This window comes from Candidatus Vagococcus giribetii, from assembly GCF_017316185.1.
Classification (GTDB): domain Bacteria; phylum Bacillota; class Bacilli; order Lactobacillales; family Vagococcaceae; genus Vagococcus; species Vagococcus giribetii.
Genome location: NZ_JAFLVX010000036.1, coordinates 7,862 through 25,953, shown reverse-complemented (window position 1 = coordinate 25,953; position 18,092 = coordinate 7,862). Strand labels below are relative to the sequence as shown.

12 protein-coding genes and 4 pseudogenes are annotated in these 18,092 nt (G+C 38.2%); 10 read left to right on the top strand and 6 right to left on the bottom strand.

Annotated features, from left to right (window positions below; all coding sequences use genetic code 11):
- Positions 1-171: 171 nt before the first annotated feature.
- Positions 172-1,251: pseudogene (locus tag DOK76_RS13395) on the top strand (IS30 family transposase).
- Between the two features lie 293 nt (positions 1,252-1,544).
- Here the strand turns inward: DOK76_RS13395 and DOK76_RS12180 are convergent.
- The 5 genes and pseudogenes from DOK76_RS12180 to DOK76_RS12160 all read right to left on the bottom strand — a co-directional run bounded on the left by DOK76_RS12180 (position 1,545) and on the right by DOK76_RS12160 (position 5,798).
- Entirely contained in the window at positions 1,545-2,135 is a 591-nt protein-coding gene (locus DOK76_RS12180; RefSeq protein WP_005237744.1) for an SOS response-associated peptidase, read from the bottom strand.
- A 91-nt stretch (positions 2,136-2,226) separates the two neighbouring features.
- Complete coding sequence (locus DOK76_RS12175) at positions 2,227-2,733, bottom strand: hypothetical protein (RefSeq protein ID WP_005237743.1); 507 nt, start codon at positions 2,731-2,733, stop codon at positions 2,227-2,229.
- Positions 2,717-4,097 (bottom strand): annotated as a pseudogene (locus tag DOK76_RS12170) (Y-family DNA polymerase). Before DOK76_RS12170 ends, DOK76_RS12175 begins: the two are co-directional and overlap by 17 nt.
- A gap of 485 nt (positions 4,098-4,582) precedes the next feature.
- Positions 4,583-4,939 carry a hypothetical protein gene (locus DOK76_RS12165; protein ID WP_010731559.1) on the bottom strand — a complete coding sequence of 119 codons (357 nt, stop codon included), beginning with the start codon at positions 4,937-4,939 and terminating at the stop codon, positions 4,583-4,585.
- A gap of 1 nt (position 4,940) precedes the next feature.
- A complete protein-coding gene (locus tag DOK76_RS12160) occupies positions 4,941-5,798 on the bottom strand; it encodes a ParA family protein (RefSeq protein ID WP_005230883.1) in 858 nt (285 codons plus the stop codon).
- A gap of 659 nt (positions 5,799-6,457) precedes the next feature.
- On the opposite strand from DOK76_RS12160, the gene DOK76_RS12155 reads away from it, so the two are divergent.
- From DOK76_RS12155 to DOK76_RS12120, 8 genes are all read left to right on the top strand, one after another.
- Entirely contained in the window at positions 6,458-7,957 is a 1,500-nt protein-coding gene (locus tag DOK76_RS12155) for a primase C-terminal domain-containing protein (RefSeq protein WP_125958483.1), read from the top strand.
- 135 nt (positions 7,958-8,092) lie between these two features.
- Positions 8,093-8,380 carry a type III secretion system protein PrgN gene (locus DOK76_RS12150; protein ID WP_104884700.1) on the top strand — a complete coding sequence of 96 codons (288 nt, stop codon included), beginning with the start codon at positions 8,093-8,095 and terminating at the stop codon, positions 8,378-8,380.
- A gap of 3 nt (positions 8,381-8,383) precedes the next feature.
- Positions 8,384-8,698 carry a hypothetical protein gene (locus tag DOK76_RS12145; RefSeq protein ID WP_206968158.1) on the top strand — a complete coding sequence of 105 codons (315 nt, stop codon included), beginning with the start codon at positions 8,384-8,386 and terminating at the stop codon, positions 8,696-8,698.
- Positions 8,699-8,905: 207 nt separating this feature from the next.
- Positions 8,906-12,565, top strand: coding sequence for a SpaA isopeptide-forming pilin-related protein (locus DOK76_RS12140; RefSeq protein ID WP_206968156.1), 3,660 nt, complete (start codon positions 8,906-8,908; stop codon positions 12,563-12,565).
- Position 12,566: 1 nt separating this feature from the next.
- Positions 12,567-13,298 (top strand): pilin N-terminal domain-containing protein, encoded by a 732-nt coding sequence (locus tag DOK76_RS12135; RefSeq protein WP_206968154.1) that lies wholly within the window; start codon positions 12,567-12,569, stop codon positions 13,296-13,298.
- A gap of 64 nt (positions 13,299-13,362) precedes the next feature.
- Positions 13,363-14,850 (top strand): SpaH/EbpB family LPXTG-anchored major pilin, encoded by a 1,488-nt coding sequence (locus DOK76_RS12130; RefSeq protein ID WP_206968152.1) that lies wholly within the window; start codon positions 13,363-13,365, stop codon positions 14,848-14,850.
- An 85-nt stretch (positions 14,851-14,935) separates the two neighbouring features.
- A complete protein-coding gene (locus tag DOK76_RS12125) occupies positions 14,936-16,132 on the top strand; it encodes a class C sortase (protein ID WP_206968150.1) in 1,197 nt (398 codons plus the stop codon).
- Positions 16,129-17,250, top strand: coding sequence for a class C sortase (locus DOK76_RS12120; RefSeq protein WP_206968148.1), 1,122 nt, complete (start codon positions 16,129-16,131; stop codon positions 17,248-17,250). The genes DOK76_RS12125 and DOK76_RS12120 overlap by 4 nt, the downstream gene beginning before the upstream one ends.
- 2 nt (positions 17,251-17,252) lie before the next feature.
- Here the strand turns inward: DOK76_RS12120 and DOK76_RS13195 are convergent.
- Positions 17,253-17,600 (bottom strand): annotated as a pseudogene (locus DOK76_RS13195) (transposase); the annotation flags it as partial.
- Between the two features lie 270 nt (positions 17,601-17,870).
- On the opposite strand from DOK76_RS13195, the pseudogene DOK76_RS12115 reads away from it, so the two are divergent.
- Positions 17,871-18,087: pseudogene (locus DOK76_RS12115) on the top strand (PadR family transcriptional regulator); the annotation flags it as partial.
- Between the last annotated feature and the right edge of the window lie 5 nt (positions 18,088-18,092).

Below are 18,092 nucleotides of genomic sequence, written 5' to 3'. Positions count from 1 at the left end.
AATTAGTTACAACTAAGCAATGTGACTTTATTTTAAAATGTCCATATTTTTAAACTTTATTATTTGCTGGATTGTAGAATGAAGTTAGCCACTGCTAACTAAAAAAACGCCACGTGAATTTCATGTTATATTGAAGTTACCACAACTCTCAATAGACAAGGATGAATTCACATGACGCAAACTAAGAATAACATAGATTCACATAAGGGAAAACACCTTTCATATGCAGAGCGTTGTCAAATTGCCGTTCTCAAAAAAGAAAAGTACACCAACCGTCAGGTTGCTAACGTTTTAAATCGTGCACCGCAAACTATTAATAATGAAATTAAGCGCGGGACTATTACTCAATTGAAACGCCAAGTTCAGAATGAAAAGAAATACGATTATTACACTTCCATTTACAATGCTGATGCTGGACAAACCTTTTATGAAGAACAACGAATGAACTGTGGTAGACGCCCGAAATGGACAAACACAGATGCTTTTATTGAATGGGCTGATGACAAGATGTTAATTGAGAAATGGTCACCAGACGTTGTCTCCGGCTTTGCTTTAAAACACGAGTTGTTTGACACCTCTATTATTCCTTGCACTTCTACGCTCTATCAGTGGATAGAGCGAGGGATTATGAGAACATAAAATATGGATCTGCTTGAAAAATTATCTCGAAAAATAAAGGTACCCAAGCACGGAACCCCCAAAAACAAAAGGGTGCTAGGGATATCTATAGAAAAACGTCCAGAGATAATCGACTCAAGAAAGACCTTCGGCCATTGGGAAATTGATACTGTTGTAGGTAGTAAAATGAAATGTGATGCTGTGTTATTAACTTTAGCAGAGCGACAAACACGTTTTGAAGTCATTTTCAAATTAAATGGTAAGGATGCAAAGTCAGTTGACCAAGCTATCGAGAATTTAAGAAAGCGATCAGGAGACTATTTTACAAAGCTCTTCAAGACTGTAACATCGGATAATGGTTCTGAATTCTCAGGGTTACATGAAGCCTTACAAGATGCAGTGGACGTATACTTTAGTCATCCTTATGCTTCTTGGGAACGAGGAACCAGTGAAAACCAGCATAAACTTATTAGACGATTTATTCCCAAAGGAAGTCCAATCAGTAATGTGAACGAAGCTCAATTAATACGAATACAACAGTGGATGAATGACTACCCAAGAAAAATTCTTGACTATCAAACGCCACATAACTGTTTAGCGAAGGCGTTCCAAGAAGAATGCTTAGTTGCATAAGACTCTGAAAAGAGATTCTAAACTCAAATTAAACAGTATCTAATGTGATAAAATGAGTTTCTATAGCCCGTAGGGATATAGTTCTGTCCTACTATTTGTAAATAATTATTTAGTTGATAGAAATTTATAATATATATTTTTACTAAGTGGCTAACTTAAACTTGAAATTTACGATTTCTTTAATTGTAAAAATTATATATGATTATGTAAAAAAGAATAAAACAACTAAAAAATTTAACTAATAAAAAAATTGTAATGACAAAAGAGCGGATCTTTTATAGATCCGCTCTTTTTTATTTTGCTACTTCAGTACGAGTTAATTCTGGCATATCAGCTGTAAGATAGTTACGTGCGAAATCCAGATCTGTGATCCAATCTTTTATATGATCTCTTTGAATAATAAGCGGCATACGATCATGTATTTGGGATACTGAATCGTTAGGTTTTGTCGTCATAATAATCGATTCCGTTTCAAATCCTGCACCTGTTTTATGCACACGATAAAATCCTCCCAAATAAAAAACATCATTATCCCCTGCAGTAAACAATAGTTTTCGTTTTTCGAAATCCCACTCATAGAATCCGGAGACTGGTATGATGCAGCGAGTTTCTCTGAAGGCTGTAGAAAAAGTCTTCTTTTCTTCTACTGTTTCTGAACGTGCGTTGATCATAAGTTGACCGGGCTTAAATCCTTGGAACCCCCACTGAGTGATTCCTGGTACTACCCTTGAATCCTGATTAAGTCCTAGTGTTACTATATAATTAGTTGGAAAAATTTCATTAAAACCAACACGAATATGTTTACCTGTAGCATTTAAAACAACGTGATCATAGTAGCTTTTTAGTTCATCTGAAGATAAATCAAAAAAATATCTTCCACACATATTCTTCCTCTCCTTTTCTGATCTGTTTAAAAATCGTGTGCCACAGAGCCATTCTAAGACAATTTCAAAGTTAAATGATGGACAATGATCTTCAATCGTCGTCTGCAAAGTCCTGATAATACTCATTTTTGATTAGCTCAATCTCTTTTTCTATTTTACTCGCTTTTTTCTTTTGTTTGTTGCGAGAAGACTCTCTGTCCTGAAAATAATCAACATTAAACCATTTTTCCTCTTTTTTTATGGATACATGTCGGACATCTGTCCAATTGATCGCTTGTTCATTGAGTACAAAATAATCTTCATATGCTTCACCAAGAAATTGTCCTTCGACAGGATCCAAAAATCGCCCAAATTCGTCTTTAGTGTTTAATTGCAGCGATATAGGCTTGTGATAAAGGAACGATTCTGATAGAATTGCGTCGATTTCCTCACGGTTCATTAAATCCAAACCAACAACTTCTTTTGTAGCCCAGGCTTCGTTTTCTAAGATACCTTTCATCAAATCATCCATGGCGTAAGCCGTTGCCCACTTCAATCCGAATGGTCGATCTTTGTATTGATTATAGTCCGTAAAAGTTTTCTTAGTACGTTTTACCATGACCTTCAGCACCTTCAAGTCCAGACATACCACCTGCATGCCCTCCGACAAGGCTGCTGCGAGCGATCGCACGTCCACCTTCCATTATGCTATTTGCATGAACGATCGACTTAAACCCGTATTTTTTGCGTATAGTATCTACCACATAATCGATTTTTAAGTCTTTTACTTGCTCGTCCGGATCTTCAAAGAGATCAAGCTGCAAAGCTTTAGAATAAACGAGCTTTGAACAGTTTACTGCCACATTTCGAATGTCCTGGTATTTGTAATGACGATCAAATATCTGCAATAAGTAGTTTGCTATTTGTTTGCTGCTATTAGTTGCTGGCACCTTCATTTGCTGGTGAAATTCTCGAATTCCTGATTGATCGACGTAGCCCATTGAAAATCCGATCCACAAAGAAACGACTTCAGCTTTCGCTCCTGTACGCCGTAACCTAGTTGCTACTTGATCGGCCATTTCTTTGATTATAATTTCTATTTCTTTTCGGCGTGTATAGTCCCGATTTAAGACCTGACTGTTCCCTATCGACTTAGATTTTACTTTGTATTTCTGACCTAAGAATGATCGATCGATGCCCCAGCTTTGTGCATATAGTTGAGTACCTAAGACACCAAAATTTTGCTTCAGCTGATAGTAATTTGCGTGTGCCAAGGTCATGCATAGTAAATATGCCCATTCGGTTCAGTCTGACTGCTGTCCGACGTCCGATACCCCACACGTCTGTAATGTTTTCTACAGACCAAAGCTTTTGCTGTACGTCTTCATAGCGCCATTCTGCTTTCATATCTGCATTTTTTTTGCTTTCGAGGTCTAGTGCGAACTTTGCCAAGAGCGGATTGTCACCTATCCCGATCGTTGTGAAGATTCCAGTTTGTCGATAAACGTCTGTTTGAATCATTCTCGCCAGCTCTCTTGCGTCCTTTGCACCGAACAGTTTTAATGAGTCTGTGACGTCCACAAAGCTCTCATCGATGCTGTATACTGCATGATTTTGTTCGTCAGCGTATTTCTTGTAAATATTGTTAATCTCCATATTCTTTCTCATATACAGTGCCATTCTCGGTGGTGCGATCACGAGGTCTTCCGGATACGGAAAAGGAAGATCCCGTGATCGACTGACATTAGAAATTCCATAGGCTTTTTTTGCGGCCGGACTCGATGCCAGAATCAACCCACTCCCCCGCTGAGAAGGATCGTCTGAAGGATAGGACATGACAACTAACTTTGTCTTTAAAGGATTTAGTCCTCTTTCTACGCATTCTACGGATGAATAAAATGACTTACAATCGATACAAAGAATATCTCGGGAAGGTTCTTTTGTGTAGTCAAACCTTGGGTTTACGCCAAACTGCATAACCATGATAAATCACCTTTTCTAAAAAAAGATACATTTTATATACCGTATTAGAACATATGTTCGCTTATTAAGTCAAGAGAACAGATCAAAATTCTATCATTGCGGTTTTAATGGTTAAGTGTCAAAATACCAAAGTGTCAAAATGTTTAAATAGGTGGACGTCCCACCGTTTGGATAATAATAACAATATACTCCGTAAGTCCCAAAGATCTTAAGAGTTTTAGTTATAAAGTACTTAAACACTTAAATATTAAAGACCCTGAATACAATAAGAAGCTGCGGAGTCCCCCTAAAATTAATCCAAAAAATAAAGATTACGAAGTTTCGATTGCCTTCGTCGAAAGAAGTCAGTAGCAAAACGTTTTAATGGTTAAGCACTTAAACGGTTAAGTACTTTAATACTAAAAAGTTCGTGTTATGATGATAGTATGAAAAAGACACTTTAGCACTAAACAATAAAAATGTTTTAGTACTAAAGTGTCTCATGTCTACTTGCTATCTTCTTCTAATTTATCAACGTATGAACGGTAGGCTTCTTTAATTTCCGACTCAGTTAGATAGTTATCGAGAATTAAATCTTTCATTACGTCTTTCATATTTCGATCGTCTTGTGCGGCTTTCATTTTAACCATTCGATGAATCTCTTCAGGCAAGTATATCGAAACTTGTTTACCGCCTTTAAAATTTTTGTAATATGAAATTATATCTTCAATTTTTCTAAGAATATTAATTTTCTTTTTAGTTCCATTTTGATTGGAAGTTTGTGGTTTTGAAGTAGGAAATAGTGTGTCGATATCATTTGTTTTAGCTATATTTTTGTCTTTAATAGATACACGTTTAGCCATTTTATACAACTCCTTCTGATACTATTTTCTGTAGAACTGTCACCGCAAGATTATAGTATGCAATGCCAGCTTTATTATTTGAATCAAATTCGTAAGCTGACATGTTAGCAACGCCAGCGTCGGAAACTACGATGCTTCTATCGATGATAGAAATAACTTCCGCTTTATCGTCAGATTTAACTTCCTCAATAATTTCGTCACTGTGGTTTGTATTAGTTGCCATAGTGACTACATAGCCAAGTTCCTTTAGATTAGGATTAATTGAATTTTTTACTTTATTGATTGTAGAAAAAAGCAACTCTATACTTACTAGAGCTTGGTATTCGGACTGAACAGGAATTAAGATGTAATCTGATGCACTAAGAGCATTTACAGTAAGCAGTCCTCTTGAAGGAGGGCAATCAATCAAAATGATATCAAATTTTGTCTCAAGGCTCTCTATGTTCTTCTTCAGAATAAGTTCTCTTAATGTAGCGTTAACTAGGTTAAGTTCGGCATCTGATAGACGCAAGGTTGTTGGGGAAATAAATAGATTATTCTTAATCTGATAAGTAATGTTCTCTAATGTTTCTTCCTCCAGCATTACTTGAGTCATTTCTGGTAGATTTTCATCGATGATATTTCTAAGATCAGTTTTTAGGTTAGTTATACTTGACTGTGCGTCTATGTCTACGATATCTGTTATAAGATCGAAACTAGCAAACAGTTCAGCCAGATTATCTACGGTAGCACTTTTCCCAACACCACCTTTTTGATTTGCAACAGAAATTACAATGGGACCACCTTTTTCAGCAACGAGATCTTTGACTTGCTTAACTAGCGAAATAATTTCTGCTGAATTCGATCGATTTTTTTTCATTTTCCTACCTCCTTAAGTTAAGTACTAAAGTGTTAAAATACTTGTATGCAATATAATAATACCACCTAGAAAGTTACGGGTCAATAGCACCTTTAGTATTTAAGTACTTTTAATTCGGCTATGTTTAGAATGTGATTTATCAGTAATTAAATGCAACTTTAAAACGTCATAGTACTTAAGTACTAAAAAAAGGCATTAAAACACTTAAGTACTTAAGTGTTTTAATGCCTGATGTAATTGTTGGTATTAATAGGTTTGTGCGACAATAACTATATTAAATTATAAAAAATAAGAGTTTACAAGATGGAAAAAGTAAGATATGCTATGTTTGTATTTATAGAACTGAAAAAAAAAAATAAAAAAAGAGACGGATAAAAAAGTGAATTGGGTCACTCTTTCATCTGAATCACATACAACAACTATGTGTTCTCGTTCGTCTCATGGAAATTATGTGAGTGGCTGGAAACCACTTATGTGATTTGAATAAATCTATTCGGACTACCAATCCGAACCTATAGGTTTATTTTACCATTTTTTGACGAGCAACTCAATATATATACGCTTATTTTGTCGTTCCTTTGAGACTTCTAAGCTATTGGGAGAACACAAATCTTTAAGATTATTTGTGTTCTCTTTTAGTTTGGGAAGGAATAACAGTCATGGCAGCTTCTTTGGATGTCGTATATTCGACGGTATTACAAAATGGTATCCGTAAATTTAAATATAAAAACAGCCACCTAAAACCGGTCTCTTTTAGTGATCAGTCAGGAAAGGGGGCTATTTTTGCGTACCGTTCAAAGGAACACATGATCGAGGGGATTGGGCTAGTGATCACTTCAGAAGAAGGGGTGATCGAGAACAATAATCGATTCACCCATTGGACACCAAATGTATTTCGCTATGGAACGTATGCTGATGAAGCCAGAATGTTTACAAAAGGTCATTCTGAGGACAATTTGCGTCAAATCAATACTTTCTTTGTTGATTTTGACACATTGGATCCAAACTTTGACTATGGAGAAATTATCTTGGCCAGTCACGAGATCGGCTTTATGCCGACAATGATTCTACGTACACCGCATGGATTTCAAGCTTTCTATGTACTAGACAAGCCTGCATACGTGACGAAGAATTCAAATTTTAAAGTGATCAATGTGGCCAAAATGATCTCAAAAAATCTAAGAAACAAATTTTCAAATGATTATCGGTTTCCAGTTGATGTAAATGCCAATCATTTTGGGATCACACGTATGCCTTCTGAAGAGAATGTTTTATTCTTTGAACCACAGTATCGTTATAGTTTCGAAGAATGGATCGACTGGTCAATGAGAGAAGATGCGGACAAAAAAGCGGAGATCAAAAACGTTTTTGTATTACCATCTACTCAAGAATTTCGTCAAGTCGATGAACCCTGGTTCCAGCTGTTGCTAAAAAGTCAAAAAATACAAGGTGAAAAGGGCGTATACGGTCGAAATAATGTCATATTCACCTTGTCTTTGGCATACTTTTCGTCAGGATACGAAGTAGAAGCATGTGAATTGACGATGTTAGAATTCAATGACCGCTTGGCTAACCCTTTATCTGATCGAGAATTAACCAGAATCATTCGTTCCGCTTACTCCGGAAAATATCAAGCAGCGCACAGAGAAAAAATTGTCCTATTATGCCAAGAGTGGGTCGATGCCAATCTTTCTGAAGAGCAACTATTCAACAAAAAACGGGGTTGGTGGAAATTCAAGAAAGAAAGAGCTGTTCGCAAGTATTCACATAGTCATGAATGGGCAGAAGATCTACTGTCCTATTTGAATGAGCAATCCTATGAAGAACAACCATACATTATTTCTACAAAAAAAGAGTTAACTGAACGTTTAAAGATCCCAAAACGTTCCCTGGACAAAGTACTGAAGCAGTTAAGAAAAGAGAACAAAATTCATTTTCGTGTTCGTGCTGGTCGTAATGGGGGTATTATGTTAGCTTCGATACATGGATTGATGCGCTCCGTTATCCGGCTAAAAAAAGAAAGCCGGGGGGCTTATTTCGCTGCGATCTCAGAAGCTTTTGGAAAAGAATACACGTTTATCCAGACAGCACTGAAACGCTTGATAGATCCCAATAAGATCGGCGTGCAAACAGATCTGTTCATGATCGATACAGGCTGAAATTAAAAGGTGCAAATTGCCTATTACATTATATCTATGATACGTTCTTCTTTTTCTCCGCCTTGGTTGCTGGTCTTAAGAAAGAGTAGTATTATTATCGCAAACGTAATAATATGGTGGGAGGTCTTTCTGACTATGAGTATCAATACCTTTGTATATCCCTACCCGATCAATGTGTTTATTATTTCGCGGTTAGGTCTGACAGTAGAGCAATTTTGTGAGTTGCATGGCTATAAGCAGAGTACAGTAGCAAGCTGGGTAACAAGAAACCGTACCGTAAAGACGTTGCCTTGTGATTTTTTGTATTGTCTTAGTCTTTCTTCAGGCTGGTCGATGGATGATGTTTATCGTCATTTATTGGTGTTGGAGGAGAAGTTCTTAAAGAGTATTGATCCCAAGAAGAAGAAAGAGCAGGTGGATTGATGAATGATTGAGGAGGAAATAGCTGAGCTTAATAGGATCAAAGAATGGGCTGTTCTTTTGAAAATCTATTATGGTATTCTGATTCTTTCTTTTATTACGGCCGGATTAGTTTCTCTTTTATTGGTTCTTTTATCGTTATGGACGAATATGATGCTATTTTTGTATTTGCTCTTAGTGTTTTTCTTAGGAGTAGGGGGAGTAGGTACTGCTATTTTGGATGACTATAAGTGGTCGTTGTTTAGTGGAATTTGTAGGAGAATGAAAAAAAGTGCAACTGTTGAGTTTTATGAATGCTGGAAGAAGGAAATGAACGTGTAGAGGTATACAAAAGAGCCTAGCAATAGATACTAGGCTCAGACTGTAGACAAAGTATCAAATTTTTGATACTTTGTCTACAGTCTGAGAGATAATAATAGTATTATCTCTATAAATTGTTTATAATTAGGATGGAAGTATAAAATCTTAGGTAGTGCTATTTAAATTTTGTTTAAGAATAGATATCATGTTTTTTTGAGGAGGGAAGAAATGAAGAAGAAAAAATCGGTCTGGTTTATGATGGTTGCTATTTTGATGGGCTTTATCCCGCCAATCTTGACTGCTTGTTCAAGTATCGCACATGCGATAGAAATCCAGCCGGATAAAATTGTAGATCAAGCGGGTTTAAAAGTCATTTCCTCTGTTTCATCAGATGGAAATTCTTTAAACTGGGAACTTCAATATGAAAAAAGTGTAGCAAGTGATGGCAATGATCAAGCACTGAAATTTAAAGTGACGGCTGATGGAGAAGCAATAGCTTTTAATGAAGATGCCAGTTTTGCTACTAATGATGACCAATGGTTTGCGGAAAAAGATTTTTCGAAACAATCGCAGGGTTCTCTTTCATTTACAACGGTGCTAAATGTCTCCAAGGTAGCTCTTGAAATTCAAGCCGATGCAACAAAAACGGATGAAACACAAGCTGTCACTATTAACAAGAATATTTTGACTAGTGCGGTAGAAGGTCCGCATGCGTTGAAATTACCAGCAGTGGCTACACAAAAAACGACAGAAGTAAGTGCTACTTCTCAGACAACAGCTGAAGAAACCACTAGTAGCCAAGCGACCGAAACGACGACACAAACGGAAGAAGCCAGTGAAGCAACGTCGTCTGAGATAAATGCCTCGCCGGCAACAGTGGGCGCTAGCAATCTTGAATATCTTAGTGGAATAAGTGCATTTTCTTCCATTAATTACAGCAATATTGCGCCAGAATATACGACAGATGCCACAAAAGGAACTTATCCGACTAATAGCTGGCAACCAGCTGGGCAAACAAATGTGATCAACCACCAAGGGAACAAGGAACGCAACTTTGCCACTTGGGATGGTGTAACTAGCTGGAATGGCGATCCATCAGACACAACGCATTCTTATATCCAGTATGGTGAAAAACAAACAGATTTTGCCATTCGTAAGTATGCCAAAGAAGCGAGTGAACCAGGGCTTTACGACGTTTATTTGAATGTAAAAGGTAATGAGCAACAAGATATCAAACCAGTTGATATTGTTTTGATAGTGGATATGTCAGGAAGTATGGAATCGAGTCTAAGTAACGGATGGAATGATCGTGCTGGTGCAGCCAGAAATGGTGTGAAAAATTTCTTGCAAACCATTAAAGACGCAGGCATTGGGGATTACGTCAATGTTGGTTTAGTCGGATTTTCTAGTCCAGGATATGTAACAGGGGCTAAAGGTTATCTTACTGTACCGATAGGTAAAGTTTCAGATACTAGTCATATAAATGCAATCAATGATACTTTAAAACCAAAATTTACAGGAGGCACTTACACTCAAATCGGGATCGAGCAAGGTCAGCAGATGCTTGCGGGAAGCTCCAATGAAAACAAAATGATGATCGTATTGACCGATGGGGTTCCTACTTTTTCTAAGAAGGTAACCGCTGCGCAAACGATTGATGGGACTACCTATGCTACTGAATTTGGTAATGGATTGGATGAACCAGGCACTACCTCTAAACTCAATAGTAGTTATGCGGTTGGTTCTTGGGGAAATAGAACAAATATTGATAGTACTTGGCCGGCCACATTAGGAGCAGCTAAAATCGCCAAAGATGCGGGCTTAACTATCCACACGCTGGGAATTCAGCTGAGTAAGGATAGAGATTTTTTAACTGAACAACAAGTTCGCGATAGAGCAAGTCTTATCGCTACACCGGGTAAATATAAAGATGCTGAAACAACAGACGATGTTTCTGATTATTTGAATGAACAAGCTAAAAATGTAGTGAAATCTTTCAACACCATAGTCAATGGTTCGATCAATGATTCTTTGGGTGATCAGTTCTCTTATGAAGGCACTCCAACTGTGAAGAGCATCAGTACAGGGAATAGTGCTGTAACGAATTTACCGACCGTAAACCAGTCGAATGGTAAAGTGACCACTACTGAGTTGAACTTAGGCAAAGATCAAGAAATTCAGATCCATTATCAAGTGCGTATCAATACAGAAGATAAAGATTTCACGCCGGAAAAATGGTATCCGATGAATGGTCAAACAACTTTGACACCAAACGGAGACAATCCGGATAATAAAGTAGACTTTGGCGTTCCTTCCGCAAAGGCACCGGGGGTGAAACTTGATCTGAAAAAGATTTGGGAAGAATACGATAAGGATACGAGTAAACGTCCCGATTCTCTTGATTTCACCTTGAACCGAAAAGATACCACAGAGAGCAATTCTTGGAAGCAAGGTTTTATTCGTCTTTCTAAAAGCGATGTTGCTACAGATACTAATGTCTGGGAAAAGACCAATATTGAAAAAGTAGCCGAAACACAAGGAGCTACTGAATCGCTTTGGTTGCCACAATTCAACAATAAAGGGAATGATTTTGCTTATAGCTTTGAAGAAGCAACGGTCAATGGCTATGAATCTTCAAGTAATGCTGCTACAACCATTTGGACCAATAAAAAAATCTACACACCACTTGCTCTAGAGATCACTAAAATTTCTGATCAAGGAAAGACACCTCTTAAAGGAGCAGTCTTTAAACTAAGTGGAGGTAGTTTGCCAAATGCAGGCGTTGAACTTAAGGACAACGGGGATGGAACCTATACGTTGTCTGATGATAAGTACAAGCTGCAATTAAATACTGAGTATACATTGACAGAAGTTACACCACCAGCTGGACATACGGCTACTACAACTAGTTGGAAAGTCAACGTTAGTGCAGAAGGTAAAGTAACCATCAACGATGCTGTACCGGGTATTGAAATCAAAGACAACACTATCAAGTACACCATTGAAAATGAGTTTACCAAACGTCCTTTATTGGTTGAAAAATATAATAAAGATAGTGGTAAAACATTAGACGGTGCGAAGTTCACGTTGAAGCAATATGACGATAAGTGGACGAATGATGGTAAAGTTGTCGGTGATGATTTGATCGGAAATGATGCCAAATCTTTTGCTAGCCTGGCACCAGGCTATTACAGCTTGGAAGAAACGAAGGTACCGACAGGCTATAAGAAAGACGATACAGTCTTTAAGTTCCAAATCGATAGCGCTGGGAAACTACTTGATGCAAATGGCAAAGAAATCACCGCTAACTCAAAACCAACGACAGATGGTTTCTATTTAACGAGTGATAATAAGATTGTTTTAATCAAATACAATGAACTGCGTGATTTTGACTTTTCAATTCTTAAAAAGAACTCGCAAAGCAACAAACCATTAGCAGATACTGAATTCAGCTTAGCCACAAAAGAGGATTCCAATACGATTTTGGCTACTCTGAAGACCAATGATGAAGGAACGGGTCAGTTTTTAGATGCTTCGGGTAATCATTACGGTGTTCGTCCAGGAACTTACGTTATCAAAGAAACGAGAGCACCAGAAGGGTTTGTTCTTTTAGAAGGGACTTTCGAGGTCACTATAAATGCGGACGGAACTGTCGGCGACGTGACTTATGATGGTAAGGATCTTGATAAAGATGCTATCAAAGTAAATCTAAAAGATGAGGACAATAACGTCATCGAATTGACGGTTGCTAATACACCCAAAGGACAACTGCCAGCAACCGGCGGATCAGGTATACAGACTTTCATCATAGTAGCCTTAGCTCTTGTCACAGCAGTAGGTGCTCTTACGATCTGCTACTTCTACCGTAATCGAAAGGAGTTGAACTAAGATGAAGAATAAATCATTGTTCATCAAAATCACCTTACTTCTTTCAACTTTGCTGGTAGGGATCTTTACGGGGCAACAAGCCTTTGCGGATGACGGGACGATCGATATTGTGATCCACAAACAATTGTGGGACCAAGCACCTGATGCAGCTATTCAAAATACGGGAGCGGCCGATCAAGATATCAAAGATCCAATCGAAGGGGTCGGCTTTACGATTTATGACATTACAGAGGATTATTATAAATTGGTCAAAGGCTCTGACGAAACAACAACTATTCAAATGATTCAAGAAAATGTTGCTGATTATCAAAAAATTATCAGAGAACAAGGCCTGACTGATGAAAAAGGCACAATCAAATTTCCCCAACTACCTAAAAGCAGTGGCGGTAAAAATGCGGTTTACCTGATTGTTGAAACGGCATTGCCTGATCCTGAAAAGGTAAAAGTCGAAAAAGCGGCCGAACCCTTAGTAGTGGCTTTACCAGTATATGAAATGAGCACAGACGGTAAAACCTATACGGACAAAGAATTAGCTACCGTTCACCTTTATCCTAAAAATGTGGGAACAATCGTTGAAAAGCCAGTGACACCAACTAAACCTAAAAAACCAAGTAAACCGAAGAAACGCTTTCCACAAACAGGTGAAGCAAAATCCTTCCTAGGTATATTGGGGATTCTTTTGATCGGTACGGCGATCATTTTATGGCGGAAACACTCTGTACGAAACAATTAATCAAAGGTATAAAAGACTAAGGTCTATTGGAATATTGTACAAAAAATAAAGGAGGAATTAGAAAATGAAGAAATTATGGAAAACACTTTTTGCAGCACTACTTGTAGTGCCTTTATTCACCGGCGTGTTTGGTGCGAAAACAGTAAGTGCTGCTGAAGCAACAACGACAAATGTAACGATCAACAAACGAATCTGGAAAGATGGCGAAGCTCCAGCACAAGGTTCCATGCAAAATACTGGGGAAGAAATGGACTTTGGTGGAGATCCACTTGAAGGAGCCGGCTTTACAGCCTATGATGTAACAGATGCTTATCTTGCTCTGATTGCAGATGGTAAGTCACAAGCAGAAGCAACAAAAGAAATTGCTGATAATGCGTCAGATTACACAACTGTAGCAAAAGCAGAACAAAAAACGGATGCCAATGGTCAAACAACTTTTGAAGGACTTGCTTTAAAAGACGGTGACAAAGATAAAGTCTATATGTTTGTTGAAACAAGCACGCCAGGCAATGTTTCCGTAACGACAAAAGCCGCTCCAATCGTTTTAGCAATGCCAATCTATACGTTTAAAGATGGCAAATATTCAGATACAATCAATACCAACGTTCAAGTCTATCCAAAGAACGAAACCAAGACTGATAAAAAAGAAGTTGCCAATTTAGATAAGTTCACTGAAGTTAAGGGTGCTGATGGAAATGTTTTATATCATAACCTTACAACTGGCGATGAAATCGAATATAAATTAACTTTAAATATTCCTGCGGACATTCTGGAAGATGGCGTCACTTACTCTGTAACTGATACGCCAACTGCTGGACTTGCTTATGTAAAAGATTCTTTTGCAGCAACTGGTTTAGTAGCTGGAACTGACTATGAATTAGCTGAAAATTCTGCAACTGGCGGATTTACTGTTACTTTGAAACAAAGTGAAAATGTAGGAAAATTAGCTGGTAGTCAATTGATTGCTACTTACAAAATGAAATTAACTGCTGAAGTAAATCCTGACGATTTAGTAAACAATAGTGCCCAAGTAACAATTGGTAACAACCCTCAAGATAAAATTACACCTCCAACGCAATTTGGTACAGGTGGTTATAAATTCGTCAAAAAAGATTCGCAATCTGGTGCAACCTTATCTGGTGCGGAATTTGTCGTAAAACAAGGCTCTAACTTTGCAATATTTGAAGATGCTAAAAACACTAAAGGTGAATATATCTTTAAAGAATGGACGACTGATGAAGCAAAAGCAACGAAAATCGTTTCTGACGACAAAGGTGAGTTGAAAGTAATTGGTTTGAAAAATGGTGACTATCAATTAGAAGAAAAAGCGACTTCAAGTGATAAATATGTGTTACTTGATGAAGATGTCGATTTCACTGTTGAACACGGTCAATATGGCAGTCAAGAACTAAAGTCTGTTCTTAACACGCCTAAAGGTCTGCTTCCATCAACAGGTGGTAACGGGATCTATGCCTTCTTACTTATCGGTGCTGCTCTTATGATCGGTGCTTACGCTTGGTTCAAGAAATCTAAAACACAAGCTGAAGTCTAAGATATAGTTTTAAAATAGCAAAAGGCAGCTTCATTTCTTGAAGTTGCCTTTTCTTTCTTTTAAATAGGGAGAAGGAGGTGCAAGCATGGACCAGCGCCAAAAAAATGAACGGATCAATTTGATTTTAAAACTGCTAATGGCGATTTTATTTACGACCGGTGCCATTATTTTCAGCTATCCCTTTTTGGCCAATGCGGTGAATTCCTATTATGACCAAAAGATGATGGAAAAAAACTTGGCTGAGATGGCCGGAACAAATACCAAAGAACAAGCAAAAAGGCACCAAGAAATGGCCGAAAAAAATAAAGAGCTAGCTGAAAGTAAGAACATGACCAATATTCCTGGCATGGGACTGGTAGAAGACCCGTTTGAAAATGAGGTCGATGATGCCAAAGATCCGGGTAAAGCCTATTATGAAGAGCATACCGTGGGTGCTATCTATATTCCAAAAATTTCGGTCAGCTTACCTTTATTTGATGAAACCAATGCTGCTCTTTTGGAAAAAGGCGCGACGATTTTACAAGGAACGTCTTATCCGATCGGTGGCGATAGTACCCATTCGGTGATCTCAGGCCACAGTGGCTTGACGGAACGTAAACTTTTTACAGATTTAGAAAAGTTGGTGATTGGCGATGATTTTTATTTGACCATTGCTGGGGAAAAATTGGCTTATGAGGTCGATGACATCCAGATCGTTTTACCGTCGGATATCGACAAAGTGGTCATCCAACCGGGGCGGGACTTGGTGACCTTATTGACTTGTACACCTTATGGCATCAATACCCATCGTTTATTAGTCACTGGACACCGTGTGCCTTATGTGGAGGAAATGGCGGAGGAAGTGACCAGTACCAAAAAAGCGGTCGAACGGCGTTTTCGCTTGTATTTACTACTGATCCCGCTTTTCTTTGCCATGATTTTCTATTGGATGTATCGCAAGTTCGTCTATTATCAAAGTGGCAAACACAGTTATGACTTTTGTTTTTACTTATTGGAAAATGGTCAACCCAAAGCAGGCGTGACTTTTACCTTAGTCCGTAAAAAACGCTGGGCAACAGATGTCACTAACCAACCAGTTGCTGTAAGCCAGGTGGATGGATGGGTGTCTTTCCCTGAGATCAGAGGGGGTCGTTATTATGCCAAGGCGATCGATGGGTCGACAAAACCAGTTAAGGGCAAGGTCCGCCGTTTAAAAGATCGGCAGTTTGTTTTAAGCCGCGTCACGAAGAAAAAGCAAGGTAAGAAAGTTACTTATTATCTGGAGAATGGAGCGAAAAAATGAAGAAAAATCGGCAAGTGATCTCGCAAATTGCGATCATCCTCATTTTTATGGTTGGCGTCTTGACCATGCTCTATCCCTTTTATGTCGATGCGTTGAATAATGTGATCGATCAAGTGCGCGTCGATCGCTATTTGAAGGAAAGCCAGAAAGAATTTGAAGCCGAACGCAAGCGACTGGCGGAAGAAAATAGTAAATTGAGCGAAAGCGGGTTAGCTCCGGGTGCCGATCCGTTTGCGAATCCGAATGGCGGTACGGTTACAGCTGCTTATTACAAAAAGCATTTGATTGGGACTATCAATCTTCCTGATTTGGCCATTGAGTTACCGCTGTTTGATACGACCAATGATGATTTATTGGAACAAGGCGCGACGGTCCTAGATGGCACGTCCTTTCCTGTTGGTGGCGCAAGTACCCATGCGGTGATCTCGGCTCATCGTGGCTTGCCAGAACGGGAACTCTTCACCAATCTGCCGGAGCTTAAAAACGGTGATATTGTTCTGCTAAATGTCTTAGGGGAAACCTTGGCTTATGAAGTGTTTGACAGCCAAGTCGTGACGCCAGATCAGACTTCGGTTTTAAAGATCGAACCAGGCCAAGACTTGGTGACGCTCATGACCTGTACCCCTTATATGATCAATAGTCACCGTTTGTTAGTCACAGGAAAACGCGTGCCATATACACCGGCTGCCGAGAAAAAACAAGTCAAAGGCGATCGTTTTCGTAAGTTGAAACAAATCGCTATCTTGGCGGGGACGGCCCTGTTGATCTTAGCCGCTATTTATCAATTGTATCATGTGATCGCCCGTTACCGACTGCGGAAAGTGCGTTTTGATTTCACAGTTTGCTTAGAAGGCGTGGCAGAACATACGCCAATCGCACTCTATGATAAAAAAGGGAAAAAAGCCCTGCGGCGTAATGGAAAAGCCTATCAAGAACTAACAGATCAAACCGGACAAGTCACTTTTACCGATCTACCAGGGGATTGCTATCGTTTGAAATTGGGCAAGAGTTGGTTGGTGCAGTTTGGTTTGAAGAAAAAAAAGAGGCCATCCAAGATTTGGAAGATAAATAAGAAAAAAGTTATGTTAAAAGAAGAAAGAATACTAGAAGTCAAATAAAAAATGCTCATGTTATCAAATGATTTAAATCCATAAGATACACGTTTCATTGTTTAATATGGGTATTCTTAGCTTCTATTTTGTCATTGGTATGGGGATAAATCAATGCACTTCGTATACCTTCGTTATATTTGAGTAAATTTTGTAGTTTTTTCTAAATTCTTCGTCTAAACTTTCTGTAAGAAGTGGGAATTTAGGTGCACGGAAACTACACCAAGTTTTTTAATATTCCATCTGTTTTTAGTTAAGAAACACCAATTTACTTTCAGTTTCTGTGCTTCATTTTTGAGCCCTTTTAATTGCAGCTTTTTCATCATTTTTACACGAAAGGCTTGAAACAGATGTTCCAGTGACCTCGTTTAGAGCGTACATTTATTCAAGAAAGTTTAAATAAGATATCAAAATGGCCGAAAACAGACACACAACTCGATTTATTTTTTAGGGTGAAGGAGAGAGTAGCACGAAAACTTCTAGTTGGCTTAGACTGAACGAAGTTACGGAAAGGCTACTAAAACGTCGAGGGCAGTGAGAGCGAAGTGAACACTTGATCTTTTGCATTTTTAATAGAATCTTAGACTATTATCCTAGTGAACTTTTTTCTAATACTTGACTTTCTTTGTATGATTAGAAATCCATATTTACCTTTAACGGAAAGAACTTTTTTATATTATTTTAGTTTTAACTACACCCGTTCATGGATATGCTATTATTCAAGAAATTGATAAGTTAAATGATGGATCAGTTAAGGTAGCAGCAGGAACTATGTATGGAGCGATTGAAAATTTACTTAAGCTTAATTTGATAGAAGAAATTCCAAGTAGACCTCATCGTCGCAAAGAGGG

Coding starts and splice junctions, on each gene's coding strand:
- DOK76_RS12130 (WP_206968152.1), top strand. CDS start 13,363: ATGAAGAAATTATGGAAAACACTTTTTGCAGCACTACTTGTAGTGCCT.
- DOK76_RS12120 (WP_206968148.1), top strand. CDS start 16,129: ATGAAGAAAAATCGGCAAGTGATCTCGCAAATTGCGATCATCCTCATT.
- DOK76_RS12175 (WP_005237743.1), bottom strand. CDS start 2,733: ATGGTAAAACGTACTAAGAAAACTTTTACGGACTATAATCAATACAAA.
- DOK76_RS12140 (WP_206968156.1), top strand. CDS start 8,906: ATGAAGAAGAAAAAATCGGTCTGGTTTATGATGGTTGCTATTTTGATG.
- DOK76_RS12160 (WP_005230883.1), bottom strand. CDS start 5,798: ATGAAAAAAAATCGATCGAATTCAGCAGAAATTATTTCGCTAGTTAAG.
- DOK76_RS12125 (WP_206968150.1), top strand. CDS start 14,936: ATGGACCAGCGCCAAAAAAATGAACGGATCAATTTGATTTTAAAACTG.
- DOK76_RS12135 (WP_206968154.1), top strand. CDS start 12,567: ATGAAGAATAAATCATTGTTCATCAAAATCACCTTACTTCTTTCAACT.
- DOK76_RS12165 (WP_010731559.1), bottom strand. CDS start 4,939: ATGGCTAAACGTGTATCTATTAAAGACAAAAATATAGCTAAAACAAAT.
- DOK76_RS12145 (WP_206968158.1), top strand. CDS start 8,384: ATGATTGAGGAGGAAATAGCTGAGCTTAATAGGATCAAAGAATGGGCT.
- DOK76_RS12180 (WP_005237744.1), bottom strand. CDS start 2,135: ATGTGTGGAAGATATTTTTTTGATTTATCTTCAGATGAACTAAAAAGC.
- DOK76_RS12155 (WP_125958483.1), top strand. CDS start 6,458: ATGGCAGCTTCTTTGGATGTCGTATATTCGACGGTATTACAAAATGGT.
- DOK76_RS12150 (WP_104884700.1), top strand. CDS start 8,093: ATGAGTATCAATACCTTTGTATATCCCTACCCGATCAATGTGTTTATT.